This is a genomic window from Stenotrophomonas sp. YJH_SMC_82 (assembly GCF_059368875.1).
Genome location: NZ_JCAFSE010000002.1, coordinates 275,031 through 293,058 on the forward strand (window position 1 = coordinate 275,031; position 18,028 = coordinate 293,058).

Annotated in this window: 16 protein-coding genes; 8 read left to right on the forward strand and 8 right to left on the reverse strand. The window is 67.7% G+C overall.

The features are described from left to right. Positions 1-2: 2 nt before the first annotated feature. Positions 3-1,148: an efflux RND transporter periplasmic adaptor subunit gene (locus AC5P53_RS08885; protein WP_168708226.1), complete on the reverse strand. Its 1,146-nt coding sequence runs from the start codon at positions 1,146-1,148 to the stop codon at positions 3-5. 205 nt (positions 1,149-1,353) lie between these two features. On the opposite strand from AC5P53_RS08885, the gene AC5P53_RS08890 reads away from it, so the two are divergent. Next, the gene (locus AC5P53_RS08890; RefSeq protein ID WP_111206121.1) at positions 1,354-1,743 is read left to right on the forward strand and encodes a c-type cytochrome; all 390 of its coding nucleotides are present in this window, start codon (positions 1,354-1,356) and stop codon (positions 1,741-1,743) included. A gap of 9 nt (positions 1,744-1,752) precedes the next feature. Next, positions 1,753-2,214, forward strand: a complete 462-nt coding sequence (locus AC5P53_RS08895; RefSeq protein WP_005416218.1) for a c-type cytochrome — start codon at positions 1,753-1,755, stop codon at positions 2,212-2,214. Between the two features lie 154 nt (positions 2,215-2,368). Here the strand turns inward: AC5P53_RS08895 and AC5P53_RS08900 are convergent, their stop codons facing one another. Beyond that, positions 2,369-4,252: an ATP-binding cassette domain-containing protein gene (locus tag AC5P53_RS08900; RefSeq protein ID WP_014646841.1), complete on the reverse strand. Its 1,884-nt coding sequence runs from the start codon at positions 4,250-4,252 to the stop codon at positions 2,369-2,371. Positions 4,253-4,608: 356 nt separating this feature from the next. Continuing rightward, a complete protein-coding gene (locus AC5P53_RS08905) occupies positions 4,609-5,484 on the reverse strand; it encodes a LysR substrate-binding domain-containing protein (RefSeq protein ID WP_014646840.1) in 876 nt (291 codons plus the stop codon). Between the two features lie 101 nt (positions 5,485-5,585). Between AC5P53_RS08905 and AC5P53_RS08910 the strand changes: the two genes are divergently transcribed. Continuing rightward, positions 5,586-6,665, forward strand: a complete 1,080-nt coding sequence (locus tag AC5P53_RS08910; RefSeq protein WP_032960449.1) for a YeiH family protein — start codon at positions 5,586-5,588, stop codon at positions 6,663-6,665. A gap of 184 nt (positions 6,666-6,849) precedes the next feature. Beyond that, positions 6,850-8,226 (forward strand): ATP-dependent RNA helicase DbpA, encoded by a 1,377-nt coding sequence (dbpA, locus tag AC5P53_RS08915; protein ID WP_014646838.1) that lies wholly within the window; start codon positions 6,850-6,852, stop codon positions 8,224-8,226. A 174-nt stretch (positions 8,227-8,400) separates the two neighbouring features. Here the strand turns inward: dbpA and AC5P53_RS08920 are convergent, their stop codons facing one another. The 4 genes from AC5P53_RS08920 to AC5P53_RS08935 all read right to left on the reverse strand — a co-directional run bounded on the left by AC5P53_RS08920 (position 8,401) and on the right by AC5P53_RS08935 (position 12,231). Next, on the reverse strand, positions 8,401-8,937 hold the full coding sequence (locus tag AC5P53_RS08920; protein ID WP_049405272.1) for an adenine phosphoribosyltransferase: 537 nt from the start codon (positions 8,935-8,937) through the stop codon (positions 8,401-8,403). Between the two features lie 608 nt (positions 8,938-9,545). Then, positions 9,546-11,111 (reverse strand): protein adenylyltransferase SelO, encoded by a 1,566-nt coding sequence (locus AC5P53_RS08925; protein WP_241886703.1) that lies wholly within the window; start codon positions 11,109-11,111, stop codon positions 9,546-9,548. 32 nt (positions 11,112-11,143) lie between these two features. After that, a complete protein-coding gene (locus AC5P53_RS08930; protein WP_014646835.1) occupies positions 11,144-11,833 on the reverse strand; it encodes a glutathione S-transferase family protein in 690 nt (229 codons plus the stop codon). A gap of 188 nt (positions 11,834-12,021) precedes the next feature. Continuing rightward, positions 12,022-12,231: a cold-shock protein gene (locus AC5P53_RS08935; protein ID WP_005416210.1), complete on the reverse strand. Its 210-nt coding sequence runs from the start codon at positions 12,229-12,231 to the stop codon at positions 12,022-12,024. A 303-nt stretch (positions 12,232-12,534) separates the two neighbouring features. Between AC5P53_RS08935 and AC5P53_RS08940 the strand changes: the two genes are divergently transcribed. Next, positions 12,535-13,023, forward strand: coding sequence for a YaiI/YqxD family protein (locus AC5P53_RS08940; RefSeq protein WP_014646834.1), 489 nt, complete (start codon positions 12,535-12,537; stop codon positions 13,021-13,023). A 13-nt stretch (positions 13,024-13,036) separates the two neighbouring features. On the opposite strand, the gene AC5P53_RS08945 is transcribed toward AC5P53_RS08940, so the two are convergent. Continuing rightward, positions 13,037-13,906, reverse strand: a complete 870-nt coding sequence (locus tag AC5P53_RS08945; RefSeq protein WP_014646833.1) for a pseudouridine synthase — start codon at positions 13,904-13,906, stop codon at positions 13,037-13,039. Positions 13,907-14,030: 124 nt separating this feature from the next. Between AC5P53_RS08945 and AC5P53_RS08950 the strand changes: the two genes are divergently transcribed. The 3 genes from AC5P53_RS08950 to AC5P53_RS08960 all read left to right on the forward strand — a co-directional run bounded on the left by AC5P53_RS08950 (position 14,031) and on the right by AC5P53_RS08960 (position 17,921). Further along, entirely contained in the window at positions 14,031-14,579 is a 549-nt protein-coding gene (locus tag AC5P53_RS08950) for a YaeQ family protein (protein WP_014646832.1), read from the forward strand. Further along, positions 14,576-15,760, forward strand: coding sequence for a BaiN/RdsA family NAD(P)/FAD-dependent oxidoreductase (locus AC5P53_RS08955; protein WP_032960467.1), 1,185 nt, complete (start codon positions 14,576-14,578; stop codon positions 15,758-15,760). The genes AC5P53_RS08950 and AC5P53_RS08955 overlap by 4 nt, the downstream gene beginning before the upstream one ends. A 91-nt stretch (positions 15,761-15,851) precedes the next feature. Next, entirely contained in the window at positions 15,852-17,921 is a 2,070-nt protein-coding gene (locus AC5P53_RS08960) for an EAL domain-containing response regulator (RefSeq protein ID WP_241886702.1), read from the forward strand. The last annotated feature ends 107 nt before the right edge of the window (positions 17,922-18,028 follow it).

An 18,028-nucleotide genomic window follows, 5' to 3' on the forward strand; every position in this document is an offset into this window, starting at 1 on the left:
GGTCATTGCTTGCTCCCGGCCTTGTCTGCTGGCTTGGCGGCCGCAGCGACCGTCTTCGCCTTCGGATCGGCAATCACCTGCACCGTGGTGCCGTCGCGCAGGGCGACCTTGCCGGCGGTGACCACCTGATCACCGGCCGCCAGGCCATCACGGATCTCCACCCACGGACCCTCGGCGTAACCCAGCTTGACCGGAACGCGTGCGACCTTGCCTTCGCGCACGCGGAACACCGCCGGCTCACCGTCGTCGAGCAACGCCAGGCGCGGTACGACCAGCGCATCGGCACGCTGGTCGTAGTCGATGCGGATGCGACCGAACATGCCGGGCTGCAGCGCGTGTGCGGCGCCGTCGAAGGCGCTGACCACGCGAAACGTGCCGCTGCCCGAATCCACCACCGGCGCGATGCGATCAACGGTACCGGTGAAGCTCTGCCCCGGCAGCGCGTCGGCCGCCAGCGTCACCGGCTGGCCGGCGCGCAGGGTGGCCAGTTCACGCTCGGGCACGTTGAGGGTCGCTTCCAGCCGCGAGTTGTCGACGATGCGGAAGATCGGCGTGTTGATCTGCACGAAGTTGCCGGTCTTGATCGAGCGCGATGCGATCACGCCGGAGATCGGCGCCACCACCGTGGTGTAGGACAGCTCCAGCGTGGCCAGCCGGTACTGCGCGCGGACGTTTTCCAGGTCGTAGCGCAGCTGGTCGACATCGGCGGCGCTGACCATCTGCTGGCCGACCAGCTTCTGTGCGCGCTGGTAATTGTTTTCCAGCTTGCGCATCTGCGCTTCGCTCTGTGCAACGGCCAGCCGTGCACGATCCGGGTCCAGCCGCACCAGCGGTTGGCCGGCGGTGACCCGCTGCCCTTCCTCGACCAGCACCGCCAGCGCCACGCCGGAGGTCTTGGCGACCACCTGCGACTCGGCGCGTGGTTCCAGCGCGGCCGTGCCGGTGTAGCTGGCCGCGACGGCACGATGGCTGGCCACCGCCACTTCGACCGGGACTGCGTCGACCTTCTTCTCCTCCTTGGTCTCGGCAGCCTTGGCTTCGGAATTGGGCCCTGCGGCGCAACCGCCCAGCAGCAGGGAGGTGGAGATCAGCAGTGCGGCAGCGCAGATTCCGCTGCGACGGCCGGACAGGAAGGTTGGGTGCAACATCGTCGGGTCCCTGAAGGATGCGTGGACAGGTGTGGTAGCAAAGTAATGCACCACTTCACGGCAACACCATATCCCAAAGGTCATGGTGCCTTCACGCCGCTGGTCGGCGCGCCCCCATTTCAGCTAGATGAAACCTGAGGCTATACTCGGGTCGTTCCGTACCCCACGCCGGAACGACCAGACCCGAATCCCCGGAAACGACACCATGCGCCCGCAGCCGCTCGCCGCTTGTCTCGCTCTGGCCGTCCTCCTGCCCCTTGGGGCCGCCGCACAGCCCGCTCCTGCTCCTGCCACACCCGCCCCGGCCCCGGCTCCCGCCGTTGCGCCAGCGCCCGCCGCACCCACCGGCAACTTCGACAATGGCCGCATCCTGGCCTACACCTGCCAGGGCTGCCACGGGATCACCGGCTACAAGAACGCCTACCCCAGTTACCGGGTGCCGAAGATCGGCGGCCAGACCCAGCAGTACCTGGCCCAGGCCCTGACCGAGTACCGCCAGGGCAAGCGCCGGCATCCGACGATGCAGGCGCAGTCGATGAGTTTCAGCGAACAGGAGATCGCCGATCTCTCTGTTTACCTGTCCACCGTCAAGTAAGGCCCGCCCATGTCGAAAGCCGCGCATCCGATGCGTCACGCCATCGCCCTGTCCGTTGCCCTGCTGCTGGCCGCCTGCTCACAGTCGCAGGTGGAAAACAGCGAAAAATCGGCCGCCGACCCGGGCCATGCCAGCGGCGAGCACGGTTCATCGTCCTCCGCCGGCCTGCCGGCAGGTCGCGAGGCCGCCGGTGAGGCCCGCGCCAAGGTGAAGGGCAAAGCCACCAACCAGAGTTGCATCGACTGCCATGGGGCCGACGGCAATGCGCCGATCGATCCGACCTATCCGAAGCTGGGTGGGCAGTACGGTGACTACCTGGCGCACGCGCTGCAGGCCTACCGCGCCGGTGACCGCCAGCATGCGCTGATGACGCCGCAGGCGAAGGACCTGAGTGATCAGGACATCGCCGATCTGGCGGCGTACTTCGGCAGCCGGCCGAGCCAGCTGCGGGATCTGCACGGGGTCAAATGACGGCCGGCCCCCCGGTCGGTGCGGACCGTTGGTTGGTAGGTGCGGACCGTTGGTCCGCACAGATTCCGGATATCCACGCATGGCGTGGGTCTGCTGAGCCGGGCGTGGGCTCGGCTCTACATCAATCGGCGCGATCGCTGGCGCCGGTCAACGCTCAGCCTTCCAGCTCTTCCCAGCGCGCGTAAGCGGCATCCAGTTCGGCCTGCACCTTGGCCAGCTGCTGGGTGTGCGCCGTCACTTCAGCACTGCTGCGGGTGTAGAACGATGGGTCGTTCATCGCCGAGGTCAGCCCTTCGACATCGCCTTCCAGCTTCTCGATGGTCTTTGGCAGCTGCTCCAGCTCGCGCGCTTCCTTGTACGCCAGCTTGCGCTTGGGGGCTGCGGGAGTCGCGGCCGCAGCAGCGGCCGGTGCAGCAGTCGCCGGCTTGGCAGCCGGGGCCGCGGCAGGCGCAGCCACGCTGGCCGCATAGCGCTGCCAGTCGCTGTAGCCACCGACGTACTCGCCGATCACGCCGTCGCCTTCCATCACCAGCGTGGAGGTCACCACGTTGTCGATGAAGTCACGGTCGTGGCTGACCAGCAGCAGCGTACCGGTGTACTCGCCCAGCAGCTCTTCCAGCAGCTCCAGGGTTTCCACGTCGAGGTCGTTGGTCGGTTCGTCCATCACCAGCAGGTTGGACGGCTGCGCGAACAGCTTGGCCAGCAGCAGGCGGTTGCGCTCGCCACCGGACAGGCGGGTGATCGGCGCACGCGCGCGCTCGGGGGTGAACATGAAGTCCTGCAGGTAGGCATGCACGTGCTTGCGCTTGCCGTTGAACTCGAGGAAATCGCGGCCTTCGGCCACGTTCTCGATCGCGCTCCAGTCTTCGCGCAGCACCGCGCGGTACTGGTCGAAATAGGCGATCTGCAGGTTGGTGCCCGCATTGACCTCACCCTTGGCCGGCTGCAGTTCGCCCAGCAGCAGCTTCAGCAGCGTGGTTTTGCCGCTGCCGTTGGGGCCGATCAGGCCGATGCGGTCGCCACGCAGGATGGTGGTGGTGAAATCGCGGACCATGGTGCGCTCGCCGAAGGCGAACGAAATGTCCTTGACGTCGATGACCTTCTTGCCGGAGCTGACGCCCTGCGCAGCTTCCATCTTGACGTTACCGCTGAGGTCGCGGCGCTGCGAGCGTTCGGTGCGCATCGCCTTGAGGCGGCGCACGCGGCCTTCGTCGCGGGTACGGCGCGCCTTGATGCCTTGGCGGATCCAGACTTCTTCCTGCGCCAGCAGCTTGTCGAAGCGGGCATTTTCCTGCGCCTGCGCGTTGAGGCGTTCCTCGCGGCGGCGCTCGTAGTTGGCCCAGTCGCCCGGCCAGCTGGTGACCTGGCCGCGATCGATCTCGACGATGCGGGTGGCCAGCGCACGCAGGAAGCGGCGGTCATGGGTGACGAACACCACGCTGCCGCTCCAGCCCTTCAGGAACGCTTCGAGCCAGTCGATGGCTTCGATGTCCAGGTGGTTGGTCGGTTCGTCCAGCAGCAGCACGTCCGGGCTGGAGACCAGTGCACGGGCCAGCAGCACGCGGCGCTTCATGCCGCCGGACAGGCGGCCGAATTCGGCATCGCCGTCCAGGTCGAGCTTGGTCAGCGTTTCGCTGACGCGCTGGTCCAGGCCCCAGCCGTTGGCGGCGTCGATCTTGGCCTGCACATTGCCGAGGGCTTCACCATCGAAGACCTCGGCATGGCTGAGATGGTGGAACTCGGCCAGCCACTGGCCCAGTTCACCGAGACCATCGGCAACGACGTCGAACACCGAGCCGGCGGCGCCGTGTGGCACTTCCTGCTCCAGGCGGGTGACGCGCACGCCCTGCTGCACGCGGACTTCGCCGTCATCGGGCTTGTGGTCGCCGGACAGCAGCTTGAGCAGGGTGGATTTGCCGGCGCCGTTGCGGCCGATCAGGGCGATGCGTTCGCCCGGCTCGATCGACAGTTCGGCCTTTTCCAGCAACAATGGGCCGCCGACGCTGAAGTCGACGTTCTGCAGAGTAATCAGAGGCATCCGGATATTGTACGGGTTGGGGGCGTCGGCCGGGTTGCACCCGGCACCCGCGGTAGTGCCGGCCGCTGGCCGGCAACCTCAACGGCAACGTCAAAAGCTGGTTTCCTGTGGGATGGCGGGATGGGTCCGGTCGCGGGGGACGCCGTAAACCCGTCCCTGGGGGCTTGGCCGCGGCATCCATGCCGCGGACACCCCCGCAACCGGACCCATCCCGCCTTCGACAGATTCCTGCAATCTGTCGGAACTACATTCTGCTCTGGTGGGTGTCGACCTTGGTCGACACGGTAGATCCACGCCATGCGTGGATGAGCGCTACAAGAAGGGTCGATGGATGGAGTCGACTGGAAATCTGATGGCTACCCCACCTCCCCCAGCAACGCCTGCAACCCCGGCAGCCATTGCTTGCCGGGGTGGCGCACCAGCCACAGGGTGCGCTGCAGGGCCGGCAGCGGAGTCTCGAGCACGCGCAGGCGGCCCAGGGCCAGCGGCTCTTCCAGCGCGTGGCGCGACAGGCAGGCCAGGCCGAGGCCGGCGATGGCGGCCTGCTTGATCGCTTCGGTATTGCCCAGCTGCAGGGTCTGCGCGAAGCCACGCAGGTGCGGCAGCAGGGCCTGTTCCACGGCTTCGCGGGTGCCGGAGCCAGGCTCACGCAGCAGCCAGCGTGCGCGGCGCAGTTCATCCAGCGACCAGCGTGCGCGGGCATCGGCGGCAGCCACGATCACCAGTGGGTCCTGCTGCCAGGCGGTCACCTGCAGGCCACGCTCATGGCACGGGCCTTCGATCAGGCCGGCGTCGACGTCCAGGCGCTGTACCGCGGCGACCACGCCGGCACTGTTGTCGATGCGCAGATCGACCTCGGCCTGCGGCGCCTGCCGCAGCAGTTCGGCGATGCGTGGCGGCAGCAGGTAGTTGCCGATGGTGGTACTGGCGGCCAGCACCAGCCGTAGCGGTGCGCCCTGCGACGGGTCGCCGCCGGCGGCCAGCTGCCGCTCCAGATCGGCGGCGTTGACCAGCAAGGTGCGCGCCGGCTCCAGCAGCGCGCGGCCGTGCCCGTTCAGCGCCAGGCGGCGGCCGATGCGGTCGAACAGCGGGGTGCCGAAGTGCGCCTCCAGCTCCTGCAGGGCGGCGCTGCTGGCCGACTGCGAGAGCGCGACGGCCTGGCCGGCGGCAGTGGTGGTGCCATGGTCGGCGATGGCGACGAAGACCTGCAGCTGGCGCAAGGTCAGGCGCATGGAATGTACCCGCTTTATAGGTAGGTTTCACCCATATTATTCGTTTTACAGGTCAGTGACACAGGCGCACGCTTGGCCCATCACTCCAGTCCTGTCGCGCCATGAACGCCACCGCTCTCTCCTCCTGGTCCCTGCCCGCCCTGCGCCAACGCTGGCAGCCTCGCCTGCCCGGCCTGCTGCTGGTGGGCCTGATCGCGGCGGCGTCGCTGTACCTGGCCCAGCTTCCCTGGCTCCAGGCGCATGGCCTGAGCGCGCTGACCGTGGCCATCGTCGCCGGCATCGTGGTCGGCAACACCCTTTACCCGCGGCTGGCGCCGAGCAGCGCGGCCGGTGTCGGCTTCTCCAAGCACTGGCTGTTGCGCGCCGGCATCGTGCTGTACGGCCTGCGCCTGACCTTCCAGGACATCGGCCACGTCGGCGTGGCCGGCGTGCTGATGGACGTGCTGGTGGTCGCCAGCACCTTCGGGCTGGCCTGCTGGCTGGGCATGCGTGTGTTCAAGATGGAGCGCGAAGCGGCGATGCTGATCGGCGCCGGCAGCGCGATCTGCGGCGCGGCGGCGGTAATGGCCGCCGAGCCGGTGGTGCGCGGCCGCGCTGCGCAGGTCACCGTCGCGGTCTCTACGGTGGTGGTGTTCGGCACGCTGGCGATGTTCCTTTACCCGGCGTTGTATGCACTGGTGCAGTCGCACGGCTGGCTGGCAATGGACGCGCGGCAGTACGGCCTGTTCACCGGTGCGACGGTGCATGAAGTGGCACAGGTGGTGGCGGCAGGCCGCGCGGTCAACGAAGCAGCGGCCGACACGGCGGTGATCACCAAGATGGTGCGGGTGATGCTGCTGGCGCCGTTCCTGGTCGCGCTGTCGCTGTGGCTGGCGCGTGGCGGCAAGGCCAGCGCCGACGGCAGCAAGGCGCGCATCGTGGTGCCGTGGTTCGCTTTTGGTTTCGTGGCGGTGGCCGGGTTCAACTCGCTGCATCTGCTGCCGGCGGGCCTGCAGGCGGGGCTGGTGCAGCTGGATACCGTGCTGCTGGCGATGGCGATGGCCGCGCTGGGCCTGACCACCCACGTCTCGGCGCTGCGCCAGGCCGGGCTGAAGCCGCTGCTGCTGGCGCTGATCCTGTTCGCCTGGCTGCTGTTCGGTGGCCTGGCGATCCATCAGGGTGTACTGGCGGTGCTTGGCTGAGCAGGAGCGTGCCGACCCAGGTCGGCATCCACCCGTAGATCCACGCCATGCGTGGACGCCCCCCGGGTATATTCACGCCCTGCGTGGATGACGACTCCGATGGGGTCGGAGCCCTTTCCTGCGGAAAGGGATTCGACCCCATCCGATCAGGCGGGACCGGCCGCGCAGGCAGGTACAATGCGCCATGACTGACTTCTCGACCCTGCCGCTGAGCCCGGCCCTGCAGCCCGGCCTGGATGCCCTCGGCTACACCACCCTCACCCCCGTGCAGGCGCAGAGCCTGCCGGCCATCCTCGATGGCCGTGATGTGATCGCACAGGCACCCACCGGCAGCGGCAAGACCGCCGCCTTCGGCCTGGGCCTGCTGCAGGCCATCGACCCCAGCCTGATCCGCGTGCAGGCGCTGGTGCTGTGCCCGACCCGCGAACTGGCCGACCAGGTCGGCAAGCAGATCCGCAAGCTGGCCACCGGCATCCCCAACCTGAAGCTGTTGCTGCTGGTGGGCGGCGTGCCGCTGGGCCCGCAGCTGGCCTCGCTTGAAGGCCACGATCCGCATGTGGTGGTCGGCACGCCCGGCCGCGTGCAGGAGCTGGCACGCAAGCGCGCGCTGAACCTGGGCGCGGTGCGCACGCTGGTGCTGGACGAGGCCGACCGCATGCTCGACATGGGCTTCGAGGAGCCGATCCGCGAGATCGCCGGCCGCACCCATAGGGACCGCCAGAGCCTGCTGTTCTCCGCCACCTTCCCCGACAGCATCCGCGCCATGGCGCGTGACCTGCTGCGCGACGCGGTGGAAGTGACCGTGGAAGGAGCCGACCAGGCACCGGCCATCCGCCACCTGTTCTGCGAGGTGGAACCGGCGCATCGCCAGAAGGCGCTGGCCGGCCTGCTGCTGAAGTACACGCCGGAATCGGCGGTCGTGTTCTGCAACACCCGCAAGGACGTGGACGAAGTGGCCAACTCGCTGCAGCAGTTCGGCTTCTCCGCACTGGCCCTGCACGGCGACATGGAGCAGCGCGACCGCGAGGAAGTGCTGTTGCTGCTGGCCAACCGCAGCTGCAACGTGCTGGTCGCCAGCGACGTCGCCGCGCGCGGCCTGGACGTGGAAGAGCTGGCGGCGGTGATCAACTACGAACTGCCGACCGACGTGGAGAGCTACCAGCACCGCGTGGGCCGTACCGGGCGCGCCGGTGCCAGCGGCCTGGCGATCAGCCTGGTGGCCGGCCGCGAGAAGACCCGCGCCGACGCCATCGAAGCGCAGATGGGGCAGCCGCTGGACTGGCAGAAGACGCCGCTGGCAACCTCGCGCCCGGCCGAACTGCCGCAGGCCGCGATGCGCACGCTGCGCATCGACGGTGGCAAGACCGACAAGCTGCGCCCGGGCGACATCCTCGGTGCGCTGACCGGTGATGCCGGCCTGTCGAGCAAGTTCATCGGCAAGATCGCGATCTTCCCGACCCGCTCCTATGTGGCGATCGCGCGTGAGCAGGCCAACAAGGCCGTGGCCAAGCTGGAAGCCGGCAAGATCAAGGGCCGTCGTTTCCGCGTGCGGATGATGTGATTGAAGCAGCGTTGCCAACTACGGTTGGTAACGATCTGGCCTGGTAGCGGCCAACCTTGGTTGGCCCGTCCATGGCACCCGTCGCGAAAAGTGCTGCCAACCAAGGTTGGCAACGACCGGCTCCCGGCCATTCGCGCTGGCAGGTGCCAACCCTGGTTGGCACCCACCCTTCGGTCAGAACACCAGTTCGGTGTGCAGCGGCAGGTCCGATTCCCAGCGGGCGCGACCTCCGAGGCCGTCCAGTTCGACCAGTACACCGGCGCCGACCACTTCAACGCCCAGGCGGCGCACCAGCGACAGCGCAGCGACCAGCGTGCCGCCGGTGGCCAGCACGTCGTCGATGATCACCACGCGGGCGCCGGCCGGCAGCGCATCGGCATGCACTTCGATGCAGTCGCTGCGGTATTCCAGCGTGTATTCCTCGCGCAGGACCTGGCCCGGCAGCTTGCCCGGCTTGCGCACCGGCACGAAGCCGACGCCCAGCTCCAGCGCCATCGCGGCACCGAGGATGAACCCACGCGATTCGATGCCGACCACTGCGTCCAGCTTCTGGTCGCGCCAACGGTCGGCCATCGCGGTGATCGCGCCGCGGAAATCCTCGCCATGGGCGAGCAGCGGCATGATGTCCTTGAACAGGATGCCGGGCTTGGGGAAGTCGGCGATGTCGCGCAGGCGGGAGGCCCACTGCGGAGCGACGATGGCGTCGGTCATGTCACATTGGCTATCTGATGGCGGCATAGGGTACCTGTTCCGGGCGCCGCCTGCCTGCTGGTGGTGTCCGGCCGGGCTGCGCCCGGCACCTGCCGTAGTGCCGGCCGCTGGCCGGCAACCTCAACAGCAACGGCAACGGCAACGGCAACAGCAACAGCCTGCATTCCGGGGGATGGCGGGGCGGGCCCGGTTGCGGGGGACGCCGTAGATACGTCCGCGTAGGCTCGGTCGCGCCATCCATGGCGCTCACGCCCCCGCAACCGGACCCACCCCGCCTTCGACAGTTTCCTGCGATCTGTCGGAATTGCTCATGGGGTCAGATCCGTTTTACGAAGGAAAACGGATCTGACCCCGGAATTTCATTCGATTTCTGACAGATGTGTCGACCAAGGTCGACACCTACCCACAGCCGCGGGAATCTGTCGGAGGTGGGGCGGTGTCGGAGTGCGGGGTGTCAGCCGCATGGATGCGGCTGCCAAGCTTACAGGGACGTACTTGCAGCGTCCCCGCACTCCGACACCGCCCCGCCAAACCACGGAATCCGCTTTTGCTCTGGCTGTTGATCTGGCCTCCGCAGGTGCAGGGCGCAGCCCTGCCGAAACCCACCCTCAGGAACTGCAGGACAGCATCGAGCAACCGGCACGATTGTCGGCCCACGCCGGGCGCTTGCCAGCGAAGTGTTCCAGGCCGGCACGCTCGGTGTACGGGTCGCGCAGCACGTCCTGCAGTGCATGGACGCCGCCGAGATCCCCCTGCTCTGCGCGGTCGATCGCTTCCTGGGCCAGCCAGTTGCGCAGCACGTACAGCGGGTTGGTCGCTGCCATCTTCGCCTGGCGTTCGCTGGCCGCCAGCGGATCGCGGCGCAGGCGCGCTGCGTAGTCCTGCAGCCAGTGCTGCAGCGGTGCCTGCACTGCCTGTCGCCGCGCCTCGTCGTAGTACACCGCGTCCAGAACCGTCGCATCTGCTGCCGCCGGGTCGATGCGCATCAGTGCGCGCCAAGCCAGGGTCATGTCCATTGCGCCCTCCTGCATCAGCTGTTGCCAGCGCTGGTAGAGCTGCAGGTCATCATCGTCGGCAGCAGCCAGCCCCAGCTTCGCTGCAGCATCGCGACGCGTGCAGGCCACGAACGTGGACTGGTAAGCCGCCAGGCCTGCCTGCAGCGGTGCGACATCGGCGAACAGCGGCGACAGCGCCTGCGCCAATCGGCCCAGGTTCCAGTACGCCACCTGCGGCTGGGTGCCGAAGCGGTAGCGGCGCCCCTGGGCGTCGGTGGTGTTCGGCGTCCAGTCCGGATCGAAGTCCTCGACCCAGCCATAGGGGCCGTAATCCAGCGTCACACCGAGCACGGACAGGTTGTCGGTGTTCATCACGCCGTGCACGAAGCCGACACGCATCCAGTGCGCGATCATCTCGGCGGTGCGCACGGCGATCTGCGCGAACCAGTCGCCGTACAGCGCCTCGCCCTGCCCTTGCAGTTCGGGGAAGTCGCGGGCGATGCAGGCATCCACCAGCTGCTGCAGCAGGGCGGTTTCACCGCGCGAGGCCGGCAGTTCGAACGAACCGAAGCGCAGGAACGACGGCGAGACCCGGCATACGATGGCGCCTGGCTCGGCACGCGGATGGCCGTCATAGAACATGTCGCGCACCACGTCCTCACCGGTGCCGACCAGTGACAACGCGCGCGTAGTCGGCACGCCAAGGTGATGCATCGCCTCGCTGCACAGGAATTCGCGGATCGATGAGCGCAGCACTGCCCGTCCATCGGCCCCCCGCGAGTACGGCGTTGGCCCGGCCCCCTTCAACTGCAGCTCCCAGTGCTGGCCATCCGGCGCAACCAGCTCACCCAGCGAAATCGCACGCCCGTCGCCAAGCTGGCCGGCCCAGTGGCCAAACTGATGGCCACCGTAGTTGGCTGCCCACGGTTGCATGCCGGCGTACAGCGCATTGCCGCCGAATACCTGCGCGAAACCTTCGCTTTCGACTTCAGCGGTATCGAAGCCAAGCATTTCGGCGACGTCCGGCGCCCAGGCCAACAGCGTGGGCGCCGTCACCGGGGTCGGCATCACGGGCGACCAGGCGGCGCCCAGCACTTCGCGCCTGCGCGGGCCGGATTCGGGGTCGCCCGGCAGGGTGTGCAGCAGGCGGTTGTCGAAACGGGGAGTGTCGGTATCCATCGTGCTGGAGATGAGGGCGACGGCCGCCCTCCTCAATTGCCGCCGAGCGCCTGCAGGTGGCCGCCGTGGGCCTCGGCACGCTGGTAGGCCGGGCGTTCACCGATACGCTTGAGGAAGCCACGCAGTGCCGGTTTGTCGTCCAGGCCACCACCGCGCGCGGCAGCGGCCTGGATCGGGAAGCTCATCTGGATGTCGGCCGCACTGAAACGCTCGCCGGCAAACCACGGGCTTTCGGCCAGGCGGCGCTCCATCCAGTCCAGGTGCAGGCGCCGCTGCGGGCCGATGAAGCCGCGCTCGGCCTTGTCGGCAATGCTGCGTGCGATCGGGCGCGCGAAGAACGGCATCGGCGCGTTGCGTATGCGGCCCATCACCAGGGTCAGCAGCAACGGTGGCATCGCCGAGCCTTCGGCGTAGTGCAGCCAGTAGCGGTAAGCGATGCGTTCGGCCCCGTCTGCCGGCATCGGTGACGGCGACAGCTGGCGTTGCGTGTCGTAACGGTCAGCGAGGTAGTCGAGGATCGCGCCGGACTCGGCCAGTACCAGCTCACCATCCTGCAGTACCGGCGACTTGCCGAGCGGATGCACGTTGCGCAGTTCCGGCGGCGCCAGCAGCGTCTTCGGATCGCGCGGATAGCGGCGCAGTTCGTAGTCCAACCCCAGCTCCTCCAGCATCCACAGCACGCGCAGCGAACGGGAGTTTTCCAGATGGTGGACGATGCGCATGGGGGTGATCCCTTGGGGAGACGCGCATCGTACCGCGCCGGCTGCATGTCCTTTGTAGAGTCGAGCCATGCTCGACTGTCTTTGGGCGCAGTCCAGCATGGCTCGACTCTACAAAAAAAAGGCGGGCAATAAAAAACGCCGGAAGCTTTCGCTTCCGGCGTTCTGGCTACCCAACGGTAGCAGACGGATTAGACCGCCTGCACCTGGTCAGCCTGCATGCCCTTCTGACCCTGGACGGCGATGAAGGTAACCTTCTGGCCTTCCTGCAGGGTCTTGAAGCCGGTGCCCTGGATCGCGCGGAAGTGCACGAACAGGTCCGGGCCGCTTTCCGGGGTGATGAAGCCGAAGCCCTTGGCGTCGTTGAACCACTTGACGGTACCGGTCTGACGTTCAGACATTTTTACTAACTCCTGAAACACATGTTGAAAAAAATCGCAGCCACCGGGTATCGGGGCCGAGACTGAGTTGCAGGCGTTGGTAAAGCGGATCGATGAGCGGATCGTGAGATCAACTGCACCAGGCCACGATTCACGGTGACCCTAGCAAACACAGTGGGTCGCACGATACGCGTGTTTTCTGCAAAAAGCGATAGCCCCGACGTTCATGGGAATACGTCACCCGCTAGGCGTGACAAGGGTTGGCAGCCTCTCGCGGCTAACTCCGAGTCCCCATTCAGGTTTTTCCTACCCTACACTGGGTAAATGACTGAAGCTGAAACCCCCGCTGAACACGCCTCTCCCCGCATCTGGGTGGATGCGGACGCCTGTCCCACCGTCATCCGCGACATCCTGTTCCGTGCGGCTGAACGGGTCGGGATCGAACTGACCCTGGTCGCCAACCAGTGGATCCGCACCCCGCCCTCGCGCTGGCTGCGCTCGATCCAGGTGCCGCAGGGGCTGGACGTGGCCGACAGCGCCATCGTCGAGCGGGTCGCCGCGGGGGACCTGGTGGTCACCCAGGACATCCCGCTGGCCGCGCTGGTGCTGGAGAAGCAGGCCGTCGCGCTGAACCCGCGCGGCCAGTTGTACACACCGAACAACATGGCCGAGCGACTGTCGATGCGCAATTTCATGGAGGAACTGCGCGGCGCCGGGGTCCAGACCGGCGGACCGCCGCCCCTGGGCCCCCGCGACCGGCAGCTGTTCGCCGCCGAGCTGGACCGCTGGCTGGCGCGACGCCCGGCCCGCTGAGCGCCTGGCCGCCCTAAGCCGGAAGGCTCAGGCTGCGGCCGCTGCTGAACATCCGTCGTGCACCACTCAACGGGTCATCGAAAGCCAGGGCCCGCGCCAGCAGCTGCAGCGGCGCCTCGGCTACGTCCGGTGCCCGTTGCCGAAGCTGCGGGTACAGGTCGTCACCCATGATCGGCGCCCCCAGCATGGCCATGTGCACGCGCAGCTGATGCTTGCGGCCGGTTTCCGGCAGCAGCCGGTAGCGCCAGATCGGCCCTTCGGCCTCGATCAGCTCGATCCGGCTGCGCGCATTGGCTTCGCCGGGCACTTCGGCCATGCGGAAGAACGGCTCGCCCGGCACCAGGCGGCTGTACCGCTGCAGCGGAAACTCCCGCCCCGGCAGCGCCGGTGCCAAGGCCTCATAGGTCTTTTCGATGCGCCGCTCACGGAACAGGCGCTGGTAAGCATCGCGCGACGCACGCTGGGTCGAGAACAGCACCAACCCGGCCGTCAGCCGATCCAGCCGGTGCAGCGGCACCAGATCGGCATTGCCGGTGCGGGCGACCAGCCGCGCCAGCAGCGTCTCGCGTACATGCCCGCCCGCCGGTGTCACCGGCAGGAAATGCGGCTTGTCGGCCACCAGCAGGTGCGCATCCAGATGGACGATGGTTTCGGTGAAGGGGATCACCGGTTCGTCGGCCACCTCGCGGAAGTACTGGATGTCCAGCCCGACCTGCCAGGGCATGTCCGCAGTGAGCGCCCTGCCCTGTGCGTCCAGCACACGGCCGCGCGCGAAGCGATCCTGCCATTGCGCGCGCGCGATGCGCGGAAAACGTGCACACAGGCCATCCAGCAGGGTGGCCCAGGGGCCGGGCGGCAGCTGCAACCGGCTGGGCAAGCTCATGGCGTCCACTCCGGCCACGGGAAAGAGCGCAAGAGTGCCACCGTTGACGGTGCGCAGACAGTCCGGCCACGGACACCCCCGGAGCAAACCTCTATCATTGTCCTCTTTAGTCCACGGATCCCCCATGGCTCTTACCGCCACCATCCGCAAGGCCGAACTGCAGATCAGCGACATGGATCGCGGCTACTACGCGACCCACAACCTGACCCTGGCCCAGCATCCGTCCGAGACCGACGAGCGCCTGATGGTGCGCCTGCTCGCCTTCGCGCTGAACGCCGGCGATCGCCTGGAGTTCGGCCGCGGCCTGAGTACCGATGACGAGCCCGATCTGTGGGAACACGACTACACCGGCGACATCCTGCAGTGGATCGACCTGGGCCATCCGGACGAATCGCGCATCCGCAAGGCCAGCAATCGCAGCCGCCAGGTGCAGGTGGTCAACTACGGCGGCAACGCCTCGGAGATCTGGTGGAGCAAGCAGGGCAAGGGCCTGGCGCGCTTCGACAATCTTTCGGTGGTCGCTCTGGACGGCGAATTCGTCGAGCGCTGGGGCCAGCAGATCCAGCGTGCCATGCGTTGGAGCGTGCTGATCCAGGACGGCGAAGTGCAGCTGCTCAACGACCAGATCCAGCTCGACGTGATCCCGGACTGGCGCAAGCGCGCCAAGGCATGAGCACCATCCGTTGCGATGTGGTGGTCATCGGTGCCGGCGCAGCCGGGCTGATGACCGCGATCACTGCCGGCCAGCGCGGCCGCCAGGTGCAGGTGATCGACCATGCCAACAAGGTCGGCAAGAAGATCCTGATGTCCGGCGGTGGCCGCTGCAACTTCACCAACACCGGCACCACCCCGGCCAACTTCCTGTCGGCCAACCCGCACTTCTGCAAGTCGGCGCTGGCCCGCTACACGCCCTGGCATTTCATCGAGCTGGTGCACAAGCACGGCATCGCCTATCACGAAAAGGAACTGGGGCAGCTGTTCTGCGATATCTCGTCCAAGCAGATCGTGAAGATGCTGGTGGACGAGTGCCAGGCGGCCGGCGTACAGATCCGTACCGAGTGCAGCGTGCAGCGCATCGAGCACGGCAGCGATGGTTTCCGCGTGCACACCACCCAGGGCCTGTTCCATTGCGCCTCGCTGGTGGTTGCCACCGGTGGCCTGTCGATTCCCAGCATGGGGGCCAGCGGCTTTGGCTATGAGGTGGCCCGCCAGTTCGGCCACCAGGTACTGCCGACCCGCGCCGGGCTGGTGCCGCTGACCCTCAGCGGCAAGCACCAGGAGCGGCTGGCCGACCTCAGCGGCGTCGCACTGCCGATCGAGGCGCGCTGCAACGGAAAGAGTTTCCAGAACTTCATGCTGCTGACCCACCGTGGCGTAAGCGGCCCGGCCATCCTGCAGATTTCGTCGTTCTGGCAGCCCGGCGATGCGCTGGAGCTGGACCTGTTGCCGGGCCAGGATGCCGGCGAGTGGTTGCGCCAGATGAAGCGCGACCGCCCGGCCGCCGAGCTGCGCACGGTGCTGGGCGAGGTACTGCCGAAGCGGCTGGCGCAACGCCTGTGCGAGCACTGGCTGCCCGACCGGCCCGTGCGCCAGCTGGACGAGCCGGTGCTGCGCCAGGCCGCGCAGCTGCTGGGCGCATTCCCGCTGGTGGCCAGCGGCACCGAAGGCTACCGCACCGCCGAGGTCACCCTGGGCGGCGTGGACACCGCCGAAGTGTCATCCTCGACGATGGAATCCAAGCGCGTGCCCGGCCTGCACTTCGTTGGCGAGGTGCTGGACGTGACCGGCTGGCTGGGCGGCTACAACTTCCAATGGGCCTGGGCCAGCGGCCACGCAGCGGGCGGCGTGGTGTGAACCACTTCGCCGTTCGACGCGCGCCAGGGGTGCGCGCATGGACGGTTCGCCGCGCATCGTGTATCTAGATTCGCAGATTGGGGAGCAGTGCATGCAGAACGCGAACGACATCACCATCCGCCTGCTGATCGTCGATGACAGCGGCGAGAATGCCGAAGCCATCGTCAGCACCCTGCGCAACAGCGGCATCGCGGTACGCCCGTGGCGCCCGCAGGATGCGGCCGAGCTGGCCCAGGTGCTGGCCAGCCAGGCCATCGACCTGGTGCTGGCCTCGCCTTCGCAGGGCATCCCGCTGCAGCTGGCGGCCCAGCACATCGCCGCCAGCGGCAAGGACATCCCGCTGGTGCTGCTGGCCGAGCGCATCGACGAGGACGAACTGGTGCAAGCCAGCAGCCATGGCATCCGCGCCCTCGCCCTGCGCCAGCGCCCCGAGCATCTGCTCGCCGTGGTCCGCGACCAGTGGGTCGACCTGCAGGCGCGTCGCGGCCTGCGCCGGATCGAGGCGCAGATGCGCGAGACCGAGCGCCGCTGCGACGCGCTGATCGCCTCCTCGCGCGACCCCATCGCCTATGTGCATGAAGGCATGCACATCCGCGCCAACGACGCCTATCTGGAGATGTTCGGCTACGAGCATTTCGAGGACATCGAAGGCATTTCGCTGCTGGACATGGTCGCCGCCCAGCACGTGGAGGGCTTCAAACAGCTGCTCAAAGGCCTCAGCCGTGGCGAGGCGCCGCCGCCGCAGTACCAGCTCGACGCGCGCCACGAGGACGGCAGTTCCTTCCCGGCGACGATGGAATTTGCCGCGGCCACCTACGAGGGCGAGTCCTGCCTGCAGGTGGTGCTCCGCCGCCGCATGGAGTTCGACCCCGAGCTGGCACGCGAGGTCGAGGACCTGCGCCAGCGCGACCAGGTCACTGGCCTGCTCAATCGCCCGACCTTCATGCTGCAGCTGGAAAGCGCGGTGGCCCAGGCCGGGCGCAGCGAGGGTCAGTTCGGCCTGCTGCTGATCGAGCCTGACCACTACGCGCGCCTGCTGCCGGATATCGGCCTGGCGTCGGCCGACATCCTGATCGGCGCTCTCGCCGCCCTGCTGGCCGAGGTGGTCGGCGAGGACGCGCAACTGGCCCGCTTCGGCGAACACAATTTCGCCGTGCTGCAGGCCGGGCCCTACGCGCAGACCGTGGCGCTGGCCGAGCGCATCCGCGAAGCCTATGCCGCACATGTCTTCAGCATCGGCGCACGCTCGGCCACGGTGACGGTCAGCATCGGTGGCGTGCAGGTGGGCGAGAAGATCGCCAGCATCGGCCAGGTGCTGGCGCGCGCCAGCGACTGCACCCAGGCCGCCGCCGAACTGGGCAACACCTGCCGCATCTTCGACCCGGCTGCCGCCGACCGTGTCGAGGAAGAACGCGTACAGCGCTGGGTTGCGCGCATCCGCGAGGCGCTGGCCGGCGACGGCTTCCAGCTGCATTACCAGCCGGTGCTGAACCTGCAGGGCGAGCCACTGGAGCTGTACGAGGCCTACCTGCGCCTGGAGAACAATGGCGAGCTGCTGAGCCCGACCGCGTTCCTGGGCATCGCCGAGGAACACGGCCTGCTGGCCGACATCAATCGCTGGGTGGTCTCGCAGGCCATCGCGGTGCTCGGCCAGCGGGCACGCGAAGGCAACGCCACCCAGGTGCTGGTGAAGGTGACGCCGGAATCGTTCGAGGACCCGCAGATGATCGCCACGCTGCGCCGCGAACTGCAGGCACAGGGCGTGCCCGGCGAACGGCTGTGGCTGCATGCGCCGGAAGCGAAGGTTTTCACCCACCTGCGCAGTGCGCAGCAGTTCCTAGCCGAAGTGGCGCCGGTGGGCTGCCGCATCGGCCTGGAGCAGTTCGGTTCGGGGCTGGATTCATTCCAGCTGCTGGCCCACTTCCAGCCGCAGTTCCTCAAGCTGGACCGGGGCTTCACCAGCGACCTGGCCGCCACGCGCGAGAACATCGACCGCATCAGCCAGATCACCGCGCGCGCACAGGAAGCGGGTATCCGCACCATTGCCGAGTTCGTCAGCGATGCCAACTCGATGACGCTGCTGTTCAGTGCCGGCGTGGATTACGTGCAGGGCGACTTCGTCGGCCCGGCGCTGCCGGAGATGGGCTTCGAGTTCGGGTGACGCCTCTCTGTAGAGCCGAGCCACGCTCGGCTGCGGGACTCAAGCGAAGAGCAGCCGAGCATGGCTCGGCTCTACACAAACGAGAAGGCCTGCGTTCGCCGGCCTTT